Raw genomic sequence first — 20,358 nt, forward strand, 5'->3', positions numbered from 1 at the left:
GGTTTGCACGCACAGTTTAATCTACGGAGCTCAGAATGGGCATCGCATCATAGATGATCACATGGTCAAACGCGTCATCCAGGGAGAATGTTCTTGATTCTCCCTTTTTTCGAACCACCGACTGGACAGCTTGTCCGTCAGGGCTAGGACAACTTACGCCGTCAATTGGCGGACGGTATGGTTTAGCAGTAACAATATGATGAAATAGCTTTGGCAAGTGTGTTAGTTACATAAAATTTATAACCCCAATAACCAAACCCAGCAATTGCAATTATCCCTAAGAAAATTAGTGTTTTTTTGTATCTCAATGTTCAACTCTCCCACAGCAAAATAAAATCAATTCTTTTCTTAACCACTTATAGCTACCTTTCGCCACCTCTTTATTATATCACCAACTTACAAATTAAGGATATTGATAGAACTCTTTTCTGAATGACAAGATATAAGATATTACTGCTTAACGTAAAAAAGCCCCTTAGAAGAGGCTTCTCATCATTTCAATTAGTTATCGTATCGGTAGTTATAAGAGAAAGGCTTCTTTTAATGGCATTACGATCAACTGCAACTTCAACTCTCTGCTTTACCACTACTTGAGATAAGGTTCACCGGAATTATTATTCAACTGCTGCCCTTTACTTCAATAAAATAGGGACCGTCCAGACTGGTGCGGCAGCCGGCGATCCCTATTTAAGTAACATTTCTCGTTAGTTAAGTAAACTAACGCTATAAGAGTCTAACCTAAAAATCGAATTTCACCATTATCTTTCTTTGCGCGAATTGTGATTTTTCCTAAGCATTGCTCTGGATCATCATAACCACTTTCTACTTCGTTGAATAACGCGGCTAATGTAGTGTCTTTTGGAAGTTTATGCACACGCACTAATTCAGTGCTCTTATAAGCATCTTCTGTTCCATTGACTTCAACTTTACCAATTGCTCTGACTTCAATTTCTATCTTCATTTTTTCATCTCCTCACAAACTAACACTATATTATATTCAATAAGGATTCAACTAAGCTGCCCTTTACTTCAATGAGTCTGCCGATTGTTGCCCGGCAGACTCATCTCTAATGAATTTCTAATGAATTCTTGCCATGGATTAGCATATAGCCTTTGAACTATGGATATAAATTGATTAAAAAGGAGGGGGAAATTGTTCTACCATGACGAAACAGTTTCAAATGACAACTCAGCAGGAACTTATTGAGATCATACATGCTTGTGTTGAGAATAGACAATGGAATGCGGCAGTGAAGTTAATCGAGCTTCTACAGAATATGGAACATGAGAATGCAAACTCAGTGTTAATCGAAATTAAATCCACAATTTAGCTTAGAACCAATTGGAAAAATTCGAATATTATGTATCACTTCCTTCATTACTATCGCTTTATCATTCTGAACACCTCTAACCTGCGGGGGTGTTCTTTTATTTACCTCAATATTCAAACCTCGCACGCACTTTCTCGTTTGACAGCGCTGCTATCCTTCACCTTGTCATTTTCAACGATAATCCAATCATGCAACATAATATTTATTGCATAGTTCAATTAGCTTAATAGGAAAAGGGAGCATCTGCCGCAGCAAACTGCTCCCTGATCATTGAACAATCGTTCGCCGTTAGCTTAATGCCGTGCAGCTCAGTCTAATCGACAATTTAGCCTCTAATCTGCTATTGTTGTTCCATCCAAGTTGCTCCGCCATCCTTGGTATATAGGTTGATATAACGAGAATAAGCCCTTCCCTCATCCGGACTTGTAAAAATTAGCCCATGAACATTTTGAAAAGATGGAGATGAACCAAGAAACTTCCATTTCTCACCGCCGTCTATAGAACGATACAATTCACCTGATTCATTATTAAGGATCCATAGGGTGTTGAGATCATAGGCGAACATTGAAAAACTACCCCTTTTCTGCCCCACTGAAGACTGCTTACCTACTATACTTTCATAAGTTGAAACTTGACTTGTCCAGCTAATCCCTCCATCCGTAGTTTTGTACCAAATTATCCCTTCCAAGTTATTGTCTTTGCTGAATGAAAAGGCCATAAGCCCATTGGTATGATGCGGTCCCCAGAACATCGGTCTTGTTAACGGATAAGTGGTTGTGTCTAATGCCTGCACTGGTAATTCCAATTTTACTCTTTCCCAAGAACGACCATTGGTATTGGATTTAAATATCATGGGTTTTCCGTTACCCGTATTGTTGTAAGTGATCCAGGGCTCTTTGAGATCTCGGAGAACCATACCGTTAGGCATAACAAACTCGATATCCTCTTGATTCGTTATATCTTTGCTGAGTTCAGTCCAATGTCGTCCGCCATCTGTGGTCATCATAAATAAACTTTTACGTTCCCCCACCGTACCCGGCTCGGTATATGCATAAAGGTATCCAACATTTTTATCAACAAATTGTGCCCCGTACATTGTAATCGCGGGGTGAACGCCCCAGTGACCTTTTAGAGGATGCTCTAATTGCTCCCAGGTATCCCCACCGTCTGAAGTGAGATATACGGTTTGTTGGCTCAGGCCCAATTCAGCATTAGCATTTGAGATCTCCCCTCCAAACTCTTTCGGATGAAAGATCGTCAACAACGTGTTTTGATCAACGATATTAAGAAAATTGAAGGATCCCCCTTCCTTAGGAGGTGAACGATCGACCCATGATACTCCTCCATCCATTGTTTTCCATACTTTTCTACCAGCTGCCCAACCATGGCTGATGTCAATCATATCGCTATAGCCAAAGATTTCGTTAAGGAATAATTCGGGTGGGTCTTTTGGAGCCTGAGCACCTAATGGTCCCCAAAACTCCCCTGTTACTTCCTCAAATTTGATTCCTTTATCAGCCCCTCGATAAGCTAACCAGAAGCTTTCGCCCTTACCCTCTTCCCATCGGATTAAGAACTGAGCGTATACGCTACCATCTTGTATACCTGTTTCATCAGCCCAGTCTTGAACATTCCGAGTTACAGTCGGATTAAATCCCTCTTTAACTCCGATATCATATCTCCATAAAGTCACTGTGTTAGTTTCAGAATGAGTTTGAACTTCTTTGTGCTTATTGCCAAGATATCTCACTACATCTTCCGGAAGCATGCCTGGTCTCATTACTGAACGGATATAGCGAACAGCAAATGGGGGGGCCATGGTTTCAAACTCTGTTTTCACAATTGAAGGATTCGATGTTGTTGGTAATGGCTCTGTAATTTTCGTTTCGTCTGAAGTACAGCCTGTCATACTGAGGATCAACAGGCAGCTGATCAGGATGGAAGTCACTTTTTTGGGGATTGATACAAAGCGGCTTATATTTGAACGAATATCTTTTCTTAATAATGTGTCCACAGCGGTTACCAACCTTTCGATTATTGGAGCCAATAACGGAAATACTCTTTTTTTTCAAATTATACCATTTTTTTGTTGTATCCTGCCCGTTAATTCAATGAAAAAGCAGACCACCATTGTGATCCGCTCTGTTCAACTATCGTTTATCGTTAGCACAATAAGAAATGTAGTTGATGTTATATCTTCTTGAGGGTAAATAGCCTTTCTAATGTATCTGAAAGTATATCGTGTTGGCGTTCTATTTCGTTAATTCCATCCTTTATTTTTAGGATACATCTTAATAATACTTCATCCGACACCCCTAAATTAATCTTCTCAATGAGTTCGTAAGCTTGAAGTTGGACCTCAAAATTTCCTGTTATCAAATGGTAAACCAGTGTTTCTAAATGTGAAGAACAATCAAAGGGTTTCAGTGCAGATAATAATGTACCTCTTGCCCCCAAAGTTTTTGGGTGATTTATCATATCTATCAATGGCTCGACGGCTTTCTCATTACCAATATCACTTAATGTAATTGCAATTGAATTTCTCAAAATGTTGCTCTCGGTGCTTTTTAAATATTCTATAAGTAGGGGAATGGCTTCTTGTAATTTATTTCTGCTTATCTCCTCAAACATGATTTCAACTGTATCCATTTTGTTACTTAATATTGCTTCTCGTAATAAATCTAAATTCACGCTTTTATCCAGCCCCTTATGTCAGTTGTAACATTTTCATTATAACACTGTATATTACTGTACTAAACTGCCCGTTAACAGAGTGAAGGGCTGCCACGCGACGGCAGCCCTTTAGATGTTGAACTAACGTTCTCAGTTTAATGGTGAACCATTACTTTGGGAGTTCATTAATCACTCCATCCAAAGGAAATACCATTTCCACAAACTCTCCTGTATCAGCTTTGATATCAACTGCAAGACCATCAATCATGACAGACCATTGCCTATTCCCTATAATTTTATTCAAAAACGTATCATTTCTAAGTAAGCAATATTCAGCCTGTTTCTCCGTATCAAAATCACCGTTCATTTTTTCGTTGATTACTTTTACATATTCTTTTGCTTTAATAGTAGCATTATTCTCTGTAAGGATGGGTTTTTGAAATTGATAAATTGCAAACAAGCTTACAGCTATTATCAATAATAAAGAAAACCTTTTCATAACTTATTTTCACCTCATACTAATAAACGAAAATTGAAGTATTTAGTTGCGTAAACTGCCCGTTAGTCAAGGTTCACGAGAATGTTCATGTATTTTAAGAAAAAAGAGAAACCGAGACAACGATTGCGAAAATAACCTCTTATAAGCTTTGCTCTCAATGACGAAAATGGTTTTAAATCCCTCGACCCTACTTCAAAGACTGAGCCAAGACAATGAAGATAATGATTCCCAAAGGAATAAAGATCGGTAATAATAAGCAATACAAGAAGTAAGACTTGAGCTCCCTTAATTTCCTAATTGCAATGAAGTTGACCACCAAGACGATAATAAACAATATGTTTCTATACCAATTTAATGATTGAAGATGTTCGAGCTTGGCATTGTAAATTTCTGTGCTTACACCTCCAAGCATCTTACCAAGGCCAAAGAGTCCTAACGTGAGTGAATAAAGTATTGTATATACAACAAAAATAACGAAAGCCTGGTTGACCGCATAATACACCATCAATCGCATCTTACCCAATTCACTCATACTCCCCAAATAACAGATTTACAACTTTCAAGTTCAACAAATCTACTGTTTTTTTGTATCCCCTTTATATTTTCTATACTTAATGCTGCAACTCCCCCTTTTAACTTACTTTAAGATTGTTTATTCAACTCTACTGCCCTTTAGCTTAATGATGCTGCCGCTCTATTTCGCGGCAGCATCATTTTGTAGTTATTCAACGAACATTACCCGTTAGCTTAATCAATAACTGTTAATTTTTGAAAGTACCTTAGAAGTAAAATTCACTCTTGGAACAAGTGTGGCATTTAGGGTTGTGTATTAACCTACGACTTCGAGTTTATCGCCTAAAAGGTCCATCAGTCGTGGAAGAACTGTGTCCTTAAAATGCCTCTTTTTACTGGCCGTAATGTAGAGAACCATACCGTCATGTTCCTCTCCATGTTCTTCGGTATAATCTAGAAAATAGTTAAAATTTTCAACATTCGTGTTCCTGGTCACGATCGCACAGGTAAACCACCAATCAGTTAGATCAAAAGACCTCAGAATGTCTTCCTTCGTGTTAGCTCGATACCACAATAAGTTTTTTAAATTAACGGGTCTGTCATAAGAGAGCGGCCAGGTGGAAGTGGTATTGACTAAACGGTGATTAACAAATGATTGAGTTTTCTCGTCGCGATCCTCAAGGGTGTAGATCGCTTGCATTTCGTGCACGGTATTGCCAATTATTCTAATTAACTCTTCATTCAACTCATTGAAGGGGGTTTCCTTAAACTGATTCATCAGTTGATCCAGCAAAGCCATATTGGATTTCGGATCGGACTTAGGCTCATAATGATGCAAGAGTACCTCTTTCACCTTTTGGGCTATTGCTTGATCGGGGTCATGGATTATTCCAAAGTGGAAAGAGCACGCTGATTCTTTAATAAAGTAGTCTTTATGTGGATCCAATTCTATATCCCAATTTGCATACGATAAAAGAATATCCTCATTCGGGTTTTGAAATGCCAGAATTACCTCCGCCATTGTATCAAAAACACTTGGACCAAACCCCAAATCATAACCTTGCTCCAAGCGAAATGGAGAAGTATTCATTATGAGCTTCAAGACCTTTCCTCCCTTAAATCAAATGAAAGCATTAATATCTTAACACACCATGTTGAAGAAAACTGCCCGATAGCTTAACGAGGCCACCGAATCATACCGGCAGCCTCGTTTCTGGTTGAGCTATAGTTCCTCGTTAGAGTGGAACGAACAAGATAGAGGCAAGTTAATTTTGTCTTTTACGCTTTATGATACGGTAGATAAAGAACATTGTAACAACAACGCACCCAAAAATAATAGATGTGATTATTAAAGTTGTGAACATTTGCTGTTTTGCTTCAACAAATGGCATTGTTTCCCCGTTATTATTCAGTTTATCACCTGTATTTTGCTGGGATTGTTCAACTAAGTAAGCTTTAAAGGTCTCTTCATATTGTTCAGGTGTCCACTGTCCCATTGTTGACCCCTTATATAACTTAATATTATTTCCATCCAAAACTGCAACTGCGTTGGTATCTCCCGTAAGAGAAGTTAATTGGTCATTTTGTTGCAATAAAACCATAATTCTTGTTCCTGTTTCGGGAAAATCGAATCCAAGCCATCCGTACATTGGTGGTTTATCACGCTTTAAATAAATTTCTTTTTGCTGAATTTTTCCTTTTACAACTTTTTCAACTAAAATACCGACTTGCCTTTGTTCTTCGGAGTATTCTTTTTTCAGTACAGTACCAATTACAATAAGACTTGATTGCTCAATCATTTCTTTCGGTGGAATAATTGTTAATTTTGCTTCAGTTATTTTACTAAATGGCAGTAGAAGAAATAACAACGCAATTATGAACAATCCGCATTTTTTCATGAGTGACATCTCCAATTTAATAACTTCTATATATTCAGTGACGAACTTGGAACTCAAATTGTTGCGTAAAACTGCCAGTTAGCTGAGAAGGCTACCGTTCAAAACTGCCCTTTAGCGCAGTGGAGGGTACCAGGCTGCATCCCTTCAGATGTTTGATTATCGTTGCTCGTTAGCGAATATCATCTAGTGTCCATATCCGTGTGATGCTTGAGAGAAATACGCTATTATGACAACAAAAACAAGCATTACACTCATTACTATAAGTGCATAGCCTGTCAATCTTGCTGTCAAATTCCTTTTATACAGTTTAGATTTACGTATAAACAGAAATCCAAACCCTAGCAACAACGCAAGAATTAATCCAACGTAATCGTCCAAGCAATCACCTCTTATTCTTGATTATTATTTTTTCATATCTGTATCTATTGACGCAAAAATTAGAATTTAGTTCCACTAAAACTGCCCGTTACTTCAATGGACGACGGCAATCGATTCGTTTGCCGGCTGCCCAAGACACATCCTTTTGGTTGCGTGCGGAAAGATCAGACACTGGAACTTCAGGACATATTTATACAATAACTCTCCTCACCAAAAATAAAAAAGTTATAATTCGACACCGAAATTCGAGTAACTTTTCATCGCCTCCATGATATTCTTACGAAGTTGTGTTTTTTCATGGGGCAACTATAAAACTTCTTAGGAGATGATATTAATTGAGCATCAGTATTTTGTTTAATAAGAAATCCATCTTAGTAAATTTCATTGGTACAGACCGAAAGTTGCTTCCCTCATTACTGAAAGCACTAAGTCATAACAGATTGACAATGATCAATCTCATTAAATCTATCGATCAAGTCGATTTATTTACTTCAGAAGCGATTATTTATTCAACTTGTGGCAACAAAGCAAGTGTACCTATTCTTTAAACGATGTGCTCAAGACCTCCGTCTTCAGCATTTACATATGCTTGGATGACATCACTTAACGATTCACTTAACCCCTCCATGTGATCGGAGGGCTTATTTTGTTGTTTTTTTGATGCTATAAAAGTAGGACAAGTAAGACAGAAGTAAGACAATAAACGTATTGATTCTATTGGGCTATTCTTATATGTCCTGCTGTCTTACCTTATTTTAAATTTTGGCTATGTTAAATCTTAATGTTGTTTTTACCCCTAAAGAAAACCGCCCTTTGAAAAGGCGGTTAATTTAACTATCGTTACCCGTAATAATCTATCTTCTTCAAATATTCCATCAACCTGTCTTTAAGTTCTCTTTCACAGAATTAAATAACTTATCACCGTTCTTGGTACTGATTACAAATGGTTTTGCATTATTTAATTGGAGTTCAATCCCTTCATTTCCCTCTATAATTAAACCCCATTTTTTCCCATTATAGCGTATTCCCCAGCCGCCGAATTCTTGAATTGGTTTTATCCCAATCTTTGTTATCACTTTAATTTTTTCATATAGAATTTTTTTCCTAAATATAGGGAACAAGCTTATAATTATTTCTTGCTTTGTTACTATTACTTTAGCTTTAATAAATATAAATATTGCTGGTAATAGAAGTCCAAAAAGCAAAGCCATTAAAATTACGCTTGAATTAGACATCGGGTTATTCCCTACAGTATCACCTAATACGATTTGCACATATGCGATTCCCCAAAAAAGAATAGCTGGAATTATGAAGAAAACCATTGTCCACTTTGGGAGACGTTGCACTTCTTTATACAAAATTTCATTTTTATTTTTCATTTTATAACACCTCACAAATGTTAATTCTTATTTCCCTGCCTTCGCTGGTTAACTCTAAATTACGAACTTCGCAAACTTCCATAATTAAGGTATTCGTGAACTGAATTAAACTATCCTCCCGTTACCTCAACAAACAAAAAGGAGCTGCTGCAAGCCCCTCAACTATAGTTCACCGTAACACCTTGAGAATTTTGGATTCAAACACTTTTGAAATCAACCCGTAACCTATACCAAATACTATACCAGATGAGGCAAAAAACGAGTTAAATAACTGAGATTCGGGTGAGAAAAAGCTCCCACCACCAAAAGCGTTCATAATGAAGGCTGTAGGTAAAATAAAGGTAAGCGCACACAAAATAGGATAACAAAACATATGTGCTGATTTATGCTTAATTTTAGTTTCGATTGTGTAACATATTAGTAGATACAACGGTACTAATATTACTAAATAAGCCAATAAGGACCAATATACTACCGCTCGCTTATCACCCCCAAGAGTCTGTTCCCAAACTAACCAAAGGGTGCTCTCGTAAGAAAAAAAACCAGCCCAGTAAGAAAGTGAAAATACAATTAGCAACAAAATATATCTGAGTATTTTCATTAGTTCTCTCCATTTCATGAGTTAAACTCTATTTGCAGGTTTCCTACATTACAGTTCCCTAAAAATTTCCTTTACACATTAACGCCCGATACTTCTGCAGGCTACTGTTGATGCTTGCTACCGTCGTCATGGAGCTTTTGTTCTTTCTTAATTCAATCAATTACTATTTGTTATTTTTGATTCCGAAAGTTGGTCCGCACTAGCATATCCCACTATCATTCCCTTTATCATAGCGATAGGTAAAGAACCAAAGATTTGGCTGTCAATACTTCTCCACCAAGTATCGCCCATAACAAAGAGATGTTCTTCAGGTATTTTAACCTTATCCATTGCCATGTTAAAGTACTCTTTCATAGTTTTCTGGCATGATACATCACAATGAGCTGAACCTGGATTATTGACTGTCTTAAAATACTCTTCTTCTTCGAGTCCCCAACTGAGAGCCTTGCCATAGAAGGTATCTAACCTTTTATCGTTAACATAGACTTGACCTTTTTTTATCTCAATTTCTTCGCCTGGAAGAGCTATAACCCTGGCAATATTATACTCGGGCGGACTTAACTGTGGATATTTGTTCTTATCAATTTCAGGAGTTTTATAGTAAATTACATTGCCGCGCTTGATCTCATGCTGATTGAAATAATTCGGGTCGACAGCTATCTTCCCTTTGTCTTCGGAGATGTATTCTAGGTTCCTACGCGCCATTCCATCGTTATGATTATCAACAGCGATTAGGTCCTGTTTCATTTCAACTACCTTTGGCGAGTCTGGCGTGATTAAGTCAGTAATGCTTTGCTCTTCGCAGCCAAGAACGAACAGGAAAAAGAATACAATCGCTAATGACTTTTTCATTGGAATCCCCCCATTTTAATTATACGTATTAAAACGGAGAATTCTCCAGTAAATTCCAACATTTTACTGAACTTCCGTAATTATCAGAATGTATTTAGTCAAGTTATATAAAAAAGAATACACTAACCTGCCCGTTACTTTAATTGAAAACGACAGCCGATTATATACTAACTGCCGTCATGTTGCGATTGAACTATCTTTATCCGTACTTCAATAAACCAATAGAGGAAATGACGCGAAGCAAGCTTCTCTATTATCTTTCTGTGAGAAATTCATGAGAGTTTATAATTCTTATTTATCATCCAAATGAAAGTAAAAATCTTCTTTATCTTCTTGCAATCCAGCATCTTTAAGATGTAAATACCACGTGTCTTCCTACGCATTATATTCAATAGATTTCACTGCAATTATCTTGTGCATATGCTTTAATTTATCATCTTGAAGTGCTATTTGCAGCATATATTCCTCTGTACGATCGGCTCCTTCAGGAAGAGCCGAGTATTCTTCTATCACTTTGTGGGCTATTCGCTGGCCTGGGTAAGGTAATATATAATTTCCATGCTTTGACCACACTTTAACTTTATCGCCAATGACGAATGTATCCGAAACATTTGAGAACCAGACTGCATCGAACATTTCTGCCCGTGGGACTTGGATCCCGAGAGCTATTCAGTTCATCCCCCTACTTGTTCAACCATGGTTAGGCTGGTTGGGACATGAATCCCGTATCACATGCGATAGTGCGGAAGACAAGAAGGTTAGGGGTTGCCGGTGAAAATACTACAGAGTGATGTCATGAATCCAGTCATTGGTTTGGATGTATCAAAGGGCGAGAGCCATGCACAAGCTTTTTTAGACCGTGGAGTACCTCTTAGGAATATCTTTAGGTTTAATCATGATCTTGAAGGGTTAGCGTCTTTTCTAAATTATATTAAAGGTGTGGAATCAGCTGCAGGGATTCGTCCCTCCATTGTTATGGAAGCAACAGGCCATTATCATAGCCCCATTGTTCAGTTTCTGGATGAGCACCAGTATTTGAACATCGTCATTAATCCTTTCGGCAGCCCTTCTGATTCTATTTTTGAAACTCTTTCAATGCTGTCTCAGAGAGGGTAGCCTGAAAAAAAATCGTTAATGATGGATTGAGTAACATCGAATTCCCACCTTGTGCTAAGCTTCTCATCACCGAATACTTGAATCCAATCTTGGAACTCCAGATTGCTCGTCAGAATCGTACTAGCTCGTTCATATCTTCCAGATAGGAATTGAAACAGCAACTCCGCGCCAAATGATAAATATCCCTGTCTCCATGGGGCCCGTTTATTATTTTATACCCTCATCATTCTCTAATAGTGGCGTGCCCGCTCATGGTCACTTCAGTTATTAGATGTAACTGAAAAGAAGTCCACCGATTTAGAGGACTTCTACTTTTCGAGCGCACCAGCCGATCCTCCTTACTCCTGTGAGCGCCAGAAGACCAGCTTTTTTTTTATTTCTTCTCTTCTAACGGATAGAAGATCAAATCAATAGGGAATGCTGAGCCCGCTGGAGGCGTAAACTCAATATCTAGGGCATCTTCTGTGCCCGTCGTACGCGCTAATACTACCATGCCATCAAAAGCTAAGAGGACACCGGAATACAATACAGGGATCATTTCACCGTTGATCTTAAATGGCCCATTGAATACACCACCTCTGGCAATGACCATTACTGCCATCTTGCGCGGTTTATCTGCATGGATCTTGTAGACGACGCCATAATTCCCGCCATTGATCACATCATGCTTCCGCATGACATCATAACCCTTTACGAACGGATCCGTTATATTATCCCCGATCGTGAGTACGGATTTTTTCGTAAAGCTAGAGGCATCCACTTGCCATTGAATCTCTGACACAGGAAATGTCCCACGGACATTCCCATTAAAGGAGAGCAGCGGCAGTTCCTTCACCGTGGTGGTAGTCAGCATTTGATCCGTTGTGATAAATGACATCTGCAGCTCCCCGTTCGTTTCGACATCATAGAAACAATTTACACCCTGACCTGGGTAGAATTCCGGCAGCTTCGCATAGACATAGCTAGCATGCGGCGGTACCGTCATTTCTTCAGAGTAGACATTGTTTAGAAGGAAATCCACAGACGCTTTATCACCGATCAAAGTCGCGTAAACTGAAGGATATACCTCGCCTTTGTTGGTCGTTTTTATCGTAATCGGCTTATCCGTATTGTTCGTTGCAAAGATCGCAAATGTCATATTCTTTTTGGTACCGTTGATATGGTCTGCGTATAATCGCGCTTTGCCATTGATGTTGTCCTGATATAGAATCCCGCTAGAAGTAAATTCTTCCGGGCTGTCGCTCACAAGCAGTGTGCGTCCTTGCACTTCTTTGACTTCCTTCGGAAGCAGCGGCAATTCCCCAAACTTCGAGATAATCGTCGTCCAATTCGATTTGATAAGCCCGCCAACCGGTTTCATATAAATCGGATATTCCACTTCGCTTAAATAGGGCTCATTCACAACATTGACTAAGCCTTTGAACAATTTACTCACATTCCCTTGGCGATCCGTAACAGTAAGTTTCACAGGATAGCTACCAGGTTTGAAGAACGCTTCTTGGTTACCTGTCCAATCGTAGGAGTCAATCCCATCAGCATCCGGATCATAGCTCAAATCCACATATTTAACTGGTTCCCCTAATCTGTAGGAAGGCTTCGCCGTGGAAAACTTTGCAACAGGACGAGAATTACTATCCTGATCCATTTTGATCCCCTCTGGCGCTTTAATATGAACAATTTCCACGCGTCTTAGTTCGCTATTGTACGTGTACTTGGCCCCCATGTAATCAGCAAGCCACGTTAGCTTCACCAGAAGCTTACCGTTCACGATCGCCGCTACGGAGTTAAACGGAATGTCGACCCCGTTCGTTGTTACCGTCTTATGATCGGAATCCAGTACGATGTCATAGCCTGGAGGCGCCATCTGAATGGTACGAGATAAATTGTTCCACTCCACTTGAAAACCCATGCTATCGCCTAGAAACTTGGCTGGAACGAACGTGCTGCCATCAATAATGGTAGATGGGGATTCGAGGTGCACTTGCGCCTCATTCACGAAAGCTTCTGACTTATCGATATAAAGTAAAATATAGGACGCGCTTGTTGATACCGCATGCGCGGCTGGTGCTGAGATCGTGCTGACAAGAAATACGAGCAGGGCTAGTAAAGCAGTCATTTCTTTCTTTAATAGATTCATTACTTTGGCTCCTTCTCCAAGCTTGAATAGGCGCATTGACGAACGACAACAGCCTTATCCATCGTGACCACCTCTATTAGATGTTTCCAAGTGAAACGTGAAATTTAGGCATCTCAATTGGTTGAGCTTACACATGGATTAGACTCAATATATATCCAAGTATACTTCCAAGCGCCAATCCCCCTAAAACTTCTATCCTTGTATGGCCCATGCTTTCCCGAAGCAATGGCCCCTCTTGATGCAGTGTATTAATACGTTCGGCGTGTCGGCCGACATGACGACGGAGTCCCATCGCATCAATGATAACGATGAATGTTATAGCAGCTCCAAGACCGAATAATGCGCTGCTGAATCCTTCGCGAAACCCGATCAGCATGACGATGGTTGTCATGATCGTTGTATGGTTGCTGGGAAATCCGCCATTGCCGATACGAGCCTTGGCGTTCCCGTAACGAATGTGATTGATAATGAATTTGAGAATGCCCGCACACAACCAGGCAACAAATGGAGCTATCGCATACATTGAGTTCACTCTCCTGTTTGTTCGCAATAAAGAGACATGGTAAAAACAAAGGCAGTAGGATTCTTGCAAGCCGGTTCATTGTTGTCTACTGTATATGCGATTCCACGTTCCTCCAAGTGGACTATTGGGGAAATGAAGCCCTTCGGATAGACAGTCAACTTCTTGCCGTCAAGCTCTGTCAGCTGCTTTTGGGCCAGCGCGCTTTGTTCAACATGTCTATCAAAGATAGAATTAGCGGATTTTAGGGCATCCGTGCCGCAAATAATCAATAGGAAACAGGCCAGCGTCTGAACGATGCGTCGGTTGGACATCCATCCCGCAGCTATGAGGATCATAGGCGCCAACCAAAGCTGAGGTACATATCTGGCCCACCAAGGCTCAGGATTGATGAATACAGTCGTTAACAGCGCTACAACGAGTAACGTGGAAATGACACCCGTTTTCCAACGTAGAACCAAGGTAAGCATCCAAAGCAAAGCGGATACGACCATAATCCAAAGAGAAAGCGGGCCGAAACCTGCCACCCGGGTATCGACATTTACTTTGCGAAAATCATCCCATGAGATCGGCCATAATTCGGTGCGGGTAGAACGCATCGGCGTCACGGCATCTTCCGTTTTCGATGAATAGGATAGCCAGAATTTCTGGAATCGGTTATGACCAATAAAGTTGTCAGGAGAGTTAAGGGTCATAATATCAATAGCGTCTTTGCCAGCAAGCGGGTAAAAAGGATGCTCATGCTTAACGGTGTTAAACACATAAGGGTTCCAACCGAAGAATAAAATACCGATCACTGCGCTGCACAGCAATACGCTTATTGCGCGATAAGCAGGGATTGATTTCCAATTGCGCCTGCCATGCTTTCTCCAGTGAATGATCATCAGTGCGACAATCAGCCCGCCGCATATTAATCCGGCGTATGCAATTGCCGTAAATTTAATATTAACAAGCAATACGACACAAACTGCCGCTATACTAAGAGCTCTAAGCTGATGGGTCAAAGCATAATAAGTGCATACGCACAGCAACGTCAGCAAAAGACTGCCAATAAGTCCATCGTTGTAATTCGTAAATAACTGTACAATGGCAATCGGGTTGCAAGCTGCGCAAGCCGCTATGAGGATCATTAGGGTATGGCTAAGGATGCTCATCCATATTCTCGACCACCCCGTCATTTTCATCTGATACAGGGACTCTATTTTCAACAGTACCCCTATAGTTGAAAAAAACGCAGCGATCATGGCAATAAGATTGATGGCTTTACCCGATTCCAAATGTCCGGTCAATGTATAGATGGACGCTGAGAGCAGCCAAGCTCCTTTGGGATAATTTTCAACCCAAAGTGAATTTGGAAACTCCGAGTTATAAAGCGGATTCCAGCCGTCATGGAGGCTGGATGCTGCCAATTCGTGATATCCTTGTCCATCGAATGACGTATCATAAATAACTCCAGCACCCCAAACGGAAAAGGCAATGATAACCCCGGCAAGCAGAAAGCTTGACCACAGTGATCGCCAATGAATACGTTTCGTGTGTCTTCTCCACAGAATCAGCACGCCTGTTATGATTACGCATAAGGCTATTATCGGTAATTGCTTAAAAGGAATTCGCATAAGAAGAATCAACTGAGCGGCGAGATATAAGATTCCAAGACATCCTATCAAACCTAACGAGACGCCAAGCACCCAATCAGCGAAGCTGGTCCTAATACGTAAGCTTTGGGCAGGTTCGGCGGCTAGTAAAGCGTTAGGATTTTGCAAGTACAATCACTCCTAGAACAATCATTAGTAAACCGCCTATTTTCGCGGGTGAGACGGTTTCTTTAAATAGTAGTACAGCTAAAATAAACACAATGACATATCCAGCAGCGACCATCGGATAAGCTTGAGATAGCGGGAGGCGTTGCAAGCCGAAGATCCAAAACACAGCAGACAAAGCATAACAAATCAGGCCTTCGATGATGAAAGGCTGCATAAACATGTTTAATAGCGTTGATGCCAGCGTCTTTGATTCGGCTGTATTCAGTTTTGTAGCTCCTAGCTTCATTAGCACCTGCCCGACCGCACCAAGAACAATCGAAATTAAGACGAATAAATAAGCCTGCATCGGCACAGCCCCTCTTCTAGGTTCAACCAAACAACTTTAAAATTACTATGACAGAAACACCGAACAGCAGGACACAGTATAAAATGCCTTTATCTTCGAAAAGAAGCGCATCGGGCTTGCCGCCCTTTCCAAGAATATGTATCAAATACAAATAGCGGAAAATACCATAAATAACCAGAGGTATCGTCCACATCAAATAGATGGAATGCCCGGATAGAAATGTAAACATCGAATAACACATTATCGCCATTGTTGTTACGATCATCGACATCTGATTGAGGAGTGGCTCAGAATAAAATTCGAGTACTTTGCGGTGTGAACCTTTGTTACTCTGAAGCAGCAGTAATTCATGCAGGCGCTTGCCGATCGCCAAAAATAAAGAAAGCACAAAAATACATAGCAGGAACCACGGCGTGAATGTCGAGCCGACAACAATCCCCCCGCCGAGCGCTCGAATCACAAAGCCCGAAGCCAATACCATCAGATCAAGGATCACGACATGCTTGAGTTTCATGGAATAGGCGATGTTTACAACAAAATAAAGGGCGAGCAGCAGCATAAATAAGGGATGCATAGCAAAAGCGGCAATCATGGAGCTTATCAGCAGGATGGCTCCAAAAGTGAGTGCCAAACCGGGATGAAGCAGACCCGAAGCCATGGGGCGCTTTTGTTTCTCAGGATGCTGCCTGTCGGCCTCACGATCCATAAAGTCATTCAAAATATACACGCATCCCGAGACGAAGCAAAAGAGGAGAAAAGCGCCAAAGGCCAGCTGCCAGTTTGTGACTTGTACTTTGTCAATGGAAAAGATGAGTGCGGCGAATACGAGCAGGTTTTTGCTCCATTGCTTGGGGCGTAACTGCAAAAACAACAGTTTCATGGTTTCAGAGATCGATGTCGATGTTCTTACAGGCAGCGCATCGCGAGGGGAAAGCATTTCAATCATCTCCTTTTACATTTAAGAACGGCGACCGGAAGGGGGATTCATTCCATAATAACTTATAGTTGTAAATTATGTGTTAATTTTTGTAAATTCTGTGTTAATTTTTGTAAATCCTGCGTGAAAAATAAACCATATTTTCTAATGTGTTTATCCATTTATTTAGCGTTGTATAGACGGTTGAATACCTCCTAGAGGTTTCAACACGGTGTTTTTTTATTTCAAAGAATGAAGAGAGGAGTAATAAAATGAAGAATTTTGAGGAAATATTTGAATTTAAGTTTTAAGAACAGTCAATAACTTTAACAGTAATAGCCTGGGCACCATACTTTACAAACCAATTGAAAGAACAATCTAGTGAGGTGGATATCTTCCGTAATGGAGAGGTTATGGATCCATCAACGGTATGCGGCCATCGTCGTGATAACCAATCAACCATGAATGTCCCTTCTTGCTGTAGCCGGTTATGAGCACTCGTTCTGTTTCGGGCGATAGGACGCGCTTACCGTAGGATTCCTATCTTGTAGCAGTTGTTGGTACTTGACCACTCTGAAGATAAGACGCTGACGGTATTACGCGAGATCTTTAGTCGTTTCGCGATTTCTCTTTGCGACAATCCTTCCCGCTCGTAAGGCTGTTTGATAAGATAAAACTGAGCCACTTCGATCATCCTTTCTCCTTCCTACTTTCTGCTAGTTTTTGTGTGGGGACACAAACCTTAGCATAAAGTTGCCTCAACGACTGCTTTAACTGGCAGATACGATGTGCCATTAATAATAACAGGAGTTAGTACGGAGCCATCACTGTCTTTGGGTGTCCAAGCTTTATTGTTGAGCGTAAATTTGAAATCATGGTTTAAGTAGGACTGGATGCTTTCCACACCTCCCGATGCATAGCTGGTAAACCCAAATGCCATACTGCAAGCACTTATAACCGCAATTTTCTTCCATCTCATTTTTTATTCACCTTCCAGATATATGTCTTTATCAAGCAACATTAAAGGAGCAAAATGCAATCGGCTTTCCGCTATTTGTTATTTTAATTTTTCACAAACACCATATCCCTTGTATCCTTTGTATTTATTTTTTCCCAATACCTCTTTGGTTTGTCTCCTTCCAGCAAGGTTTAACTATTCAATTAGACGTTCAACGTTCACAAAAGTTCCATGATTTTACAAATCAAACACTACTGCCCTTTACTTTAACGAACAACGACAGCCGATCATGTGCCGGCTGCCGTTGTGTTGGTGATTGAACTATAGTTATCCGTTTAGAGCTGGACAGCAGTGGGAACAGGATGTTATCTGCTGTTGCCCTCTTCTTTGAGATGCCCCGATAAAATCCCTGCTCTTCTAATAATGTTAATTCGTTCTTCTCTGTTTTCTGTTTTCTGTTTTCTATTTTCTTAATCATGTCTATAGCTGTTTCAAAATTCATAAGTGGTGGTGATTTGTAAAGTATAAGATAAAACGAATAATCTTAGGTGCATTGCTTGTAACAATATCTATGTTGTTCTTTGGGCTTTGGATTCTTGGGGAATTCATACTCCCTGCACCACTTGAGTAACTAATTATTCAGCTCATAAAAAATTTAGTCAACCGACGCCCATACCCGGAATGAATGCTTTGCATAAATTATTTTGCAAGTACTCGTTAAGGGAAGTGGTCATTTGCAGCTATACTATTTAGCATCCAAGCAAGACGTTATTGAACTCATCCGCGAATGCATTGATCGGGCAAACTATAGTGCTGCCATTTATTTGCTCGAGATTATTCAGCAGATGGAGGAGGAAAACCGAACCTCAGTACTCATTACAGTCGTCCGTAAAGGTTCTGACGAATAAATTCCAGTTCACTTTCTTTAAACGGGCATGGGGTTTGTTCAGAAATGTACGACTGTTCTCCGTCGATTGGAAAAGCATATGGAAACTTGATCGTCAGCTCTAAGCAATCAGATCTTTTCGTTTATCTTTTCATTGAATACTTGGTAATAAAGCTCATATTTCTCTGAAAGTCGCTCTTTTAAGTAATTCCAAAACCATTTTGCATCAAATTCATCTGGTCGGTTAGCAAGAAAATCAGGTAAGTTATGGAACACATCCGCAATATTGTTTATTTCAATCATATTAATTTTAGCCTGGACCCAAGATGCAGGATTCCACCATTTAATACGATGAGTATAAGAAGCGCTCCGAATATCTAAAAGAACACAATAAAATAAATATACATAGGCTCTGTCCTTTAAAATCTCCGTCTTCAACCACTCCCCCATATAAATTTAATTCGATTTTCTTAAGCTATCGGTTGCAATAGGTAAGCATTTGATGTCATCTCCAGCTTTTCCCCTGCGCCACACGGAGCGTGCGACTTTCACCGCACTCCGCGTTCCCTCTAACTGACTTTACTAGATCATAAGTTCCTCGTTACTCTAGGATATGGACTGTTAAGTCATCCCAGTAGCTTGCACTGTGGCATCCATTGATGTCCCCACGTTCTTACCTGATCGGTGCAATTCACGCTTGGAAAACAATCTTTCTTTCAGTTAGACTTGGGGCTGTTCCTCCACTCTCATTACAGGAGTTTCACCAGTCATGCCCCTACCCTCACAAGGATTTATGTATTTCGGCATGCGCCTTATAACAACCATTTCGGGTAACAGCCCTTGTTACAATGTCCCTTGCTTTCCAAGTCCCTTACAACCTAGCTATCTTTTCTAAACTTAGGTGCTTCCTCTAAGCCTGTGAGATTGATACCACCATAGTTCAGCATAGCGTATTTCATAGGAAAAGATTCGCTTCTGCTGCCAGAAGTAGAGTATATGTAGTAGTTGTTGTTGAAAATATATTCCAGGAGGCTACAGCCATGTCACAGCAGATTTGGATTAACCTGCCGGTCAAAGATGTTGAGAGGTCAACTGCCTTTTTCAATGAGATTGGATTCCATGCGGTGAGCGTTGGTAACGAGAGAGCCAAGCTTGCCATTGGCCACACAACGATTCTGCTGTTCCCGATTGCGGCGTTTGAGAAATTTACAGGTTCAAAAATCGCAGATACTTCCCATAGCGCTGAGGTAATATTTTCCATAGGCGCTGAAAGCAGAGAAGAAGTAGATGCCTTTATTCAAAAAGTAGAGTTTGCCGGAGGAAGCATCTTTGGCAAGCCGAGTGAAATTGAAGGCTGGATGTACGGCGCAGGATTTGCCGACCTGGATGGTCACCGATGGAACCTGCTGTACATGGATGAGAGCAAAATGCCGAAACGCTAATATGGAAACGCCGGTCACCTGCTTAAGGTCACCGGCGTTTTTTTACACCCCGTATAATCACATATCTGTCATTCAAATCAAAATCGTTGCTTAGATGGAAAAATTCGTGGGTTAAACTAATACAAATCACCTGGGTTAGCCAGTGTTAAT

General features: G+C 40.3%; 21 protein-coding genes and 1 pseudogene. 4 read left to right on the forward strand and 18 right to left on the reverse strand.

From position 1 onward, the window contains the following. Positions 1–733: 733 nt before the first annotated feature. A complete protein-coding gene (locus AC58PQ_RS07310; protein WP_497241309.1) occupies positions 734–961 on the reverse strand; it encodes a hypothetical protein in 228 nt (75 codons plus the stop codon). A gap of 202 nt (positions 962–1,163) precedes the next feature. Here AC58PQ_RS07310 and AC58PQ_RS07315 point away from each other — a divergent pair, with 202 nt between their 5' ends. Further along, a complete protein-coding gene (locus AC58PQ_RS07315; RefSeq protein ID WP_497241310.1) occupies positions 1,164–1,331 on the forward strand; it encodes a hypothetical protein in 168 nt (55 codons plus the stop codon). A 340-nt stretch (positions 1,332–1,671) separates the two neighbouring features. Here AC58PQ_RS07315 and AC58PQ_RS07320 read toward each other — a convergent pair whose 3' ends face one another. The 8 genes from AC58PQ_RS07320 to AC58PQ_RS07355 form a co-directional block, all read right to left on the reverse strand. After that, entirely contained in the window at positions 1,672–3,345 is a 1,674-nt protein-coding gene (locus AC58PQ_RS07320) for a WD40/YVTN/BNR-like repeat-containing protein (RefSeq protein WP_497241311.1), read from the reverse strand. Between the two features lie 176 nt (positions 3,346–3,521). After that, entirely contained in the window at positions 3,522–4,022 is a 501-nt protein-coding gene (locus AC58PQ_RS07325; RefSeq protein ID WP_497241312.1) for a HEAT repeat domain-containing protein, read from the reverse strand. A 151-nt stretch (positions 4,023–4,173) separates the two neighbouring features. Further along, a complete protein-coding gene (locus AC58PQ_RS07330; protein ID WP_497241313.1) occupies positions 4,174–4,503 on the reverse strand; it encodes a hypothetical protein in 330 nt (109 codons plus the stop codon). 829 nt (positions 4,504–5,332) lie between these two features. Then, positions 5,333–6,118 carry a hypothetical protein gene (locus tag AC58PQ_RS07335; protein WP_497241314.1) on the reverse strand — a complete coding sequence of 262 codons (786 nt, stop codon included), beginning with the start codon at positions 6,116–6,118 and terminating at the stop codon, positions 5,333–5,335. A 163-nt stretch (positions 6,119–6,281) separates the two neighbouring features. After that, entirely contained in the window at positions 6,282–6,914 is a 633-nt protein-coding gene (locus AC58PQ_RS07340; protein WP_497241315.1) for a hypothetical protein, read from the reverse strand. A gap of 1,253 nt (positions 6,915–8,167) precedes the next feature. Beyond that, positions 8,168–8,671 (reverse strand): DUF6141 family protein, encoded by a 504-nt coding sequence (locus AC58PQ_RS07345; RefSeq protein ID WP_497241316.1) that lies wholly within the window; start codon positions 8,669–8,671, stop codon positions 8,168–8,170. A gap of 757 nt (positions 8,672–9,428) precedes the next feature. Next, on the reverse strand, positions 9,429–10,124 hold the full coding sequence (gene lepB, locus AC58PQ_RS07350; RefSeq protein ID WP_497241317.1) for a signal peptidase I: 696 nt from the start codon (positions 10,122–10,124) through the stop codon (positions 9,429–9,431). Positions 10,125–10,499: 375 nt separating this feature from the next. Next, on the reverse strand, positions 10,500–10,760 hold the full coding sequence (locus tag AC58PQ_RS07355) for a hypothetical protein (protein WP_497241318.1): 261 nt from the start codon (positions 10,758–10,760) through the stop codon (positions 10,500–10,502). 159 nt (positions 10,761–10,919) lie between these two features. Here AC58PQ_RS07355 and AC58PQ_RS07360 point away from each other — a divergent pair. Continuing rightward, positions 10,920–11,180 (forward strand): annotated as a pseudogene (locus AC58PQ_RS07360) (IS110 family transposase); the annotation flags it as partial. 47 nt (positions 11,181–11,227) lie between these two features. On the opposite strand, the gene AC58PQ_RS07365 reads toward AC58PQ_RS07360, so the two are convergent. The 8 genes from AC58PQ_RS07365 to AC58PQ_RS07400 all read right to left on the reverse strand — a co-directional run bounded on the left by AC58PQ_RS07365 (position 11,228) and on the right by AC58PQ_RS07400 (position 17,901). Further along, positions 11,228–11,401, reverse strand: coding sequence for an ATP-binding protein (locus AC58PQ_RS07365; protein ID WP_497241319.1), 174 nt, complete (start codon positions 11,399–11,401; stop codon positions 11,228–11,230). Positions 11,402–11,613: 212 nt separating this feature from the next. Then, complete coding sequence (locus AC58PQ_RS07370) at positions 11,614–13,377, reverse strand: stalk domain-containing protein (RefSeq protein ID WP_497241320.1); 1,764 nt, start codon at positions 13,375–13,377, stop codon at positions 11,614–11,616. A 127-nt stretch (positions 13,378–13,504) separates the two neighbouring features. Further along, a complete protein-coding gene (locus AC58PQ_RS07375) occupies positions 13,505–13,900 on the reverse strand; it encodes a divergent PAP2 family protein (protein ID WP_497241321.1) in 396 nt (131 codons plus the stop codon). Positions 13,901–13,905: 5 nt separating this feature from the next. Then, positions 13,906–15,660: a hypothetical protein gene (locus AC58PQ_RS07380; RefSeq protein WP_497241322.1), complete on the reverse strand. Its 1,755-nt coding sequence runs from the start codon at positions 15,658–15,660 to the stop codon at positions 13,906–13,908. Then, positions 15,647–16,006, reverse strand: a complete 360-nt coding sequence (locus AC58PQ_RS07385; protein WP_497241323.1) for an EamA family transporter — start codon at positions 16,004–16,006, stop codon at positions 15,647–15,649. Before AC58PQ_RS07385 ends, AC58PQ_RS07380 begins: the two co-directional genes overlap by 14 nt. 22 nt (positions 16,007–16,028) lie before the next feature. Further along, positions 16,029–16,886, reverse strand: a complete 858-nt coding sequence (locus AC58PQ_RS07390; RefSeq protein WP_497241635.1) for a decaprenyl-phosphate phosphoribosyltransferase — start codon at positions 16,884–16,886, stop codon at positions 16,029–16,031. A 562-nt stretch (positions 16,887–17,448) separates the two neighbouring features. Then, on the reverse strand, positions 17,449–17,616 hold the full coding sequence (locus AC58PQ_RS07395; RefSeq protein ID WP_497241324.1) for a helix-turn-helix domain-containing protein: 168 nt from the start codon (positions 17,614–17,616) through the stop codon (positions 17,449–17,451). Positions 17,617–17,664: 48 nt separating this feature from the next. After that, entirely contained in the window at positions 17,665–17,901 is a 237-nt protein-coding gene (locus tag AC58PQ_RS07400) for a hypothetical protein (RefSeq protein WP_497241325.1), read from the reverse strand. A gap of 713 nt (positions 17,902–18,614) precedes the next feature. Between AC58PQ_RS07400 and AC58PQ_RS07405 the strand changes: the two genes are divergently transcribed. After that, a complete protein-coding gene (locus AC58PQ_RS07405; protein WP_497241326.1) occupies positions 18,615–18,788 on the forward strand; it encodes a hypothetical protein in 174 nt (57 codons plus the stop codon). 107 nt (positions 18,789–18,895) lie between these two features. Here AC58PQ_RS07405 and AC58PQ_RS07410 read toward each other — a convergent pair whose 3' ends face one another. Next, positions 18,896–19,204: a hypothetical protein gene (locus tag AC58PQ_RS07410; protein WP_497241327.1), complete on the reverse strand. Its 309-nt coding sequence runs from the start codon at positions 19,202–19,204 to the stop codon at positions 18,896–18,898. Positions 19,205–19,806: 602 nt separating this feature from the next. Here AC58PQ_RS07410 and AC58PQ_RS07415 point away from each other — a divergent pair. Continuing rightward, positions 19,807–20,208, forward strand: coding sequence for a VOC family protein (locus AC58PQ_RS07415; RefSeq protein ID WP_497241328.1), 402 nt, complete (start codon positions 19,807–19,809; stop codon positions 20,206–20,208). The last annotated feature ends 150 nt before the right edge of the window (positions 20,209–20,358 follow it).

The sequence above is a fragment of the Paenibacillus sp. J22P143 genome (assembly GCF_059692035.1).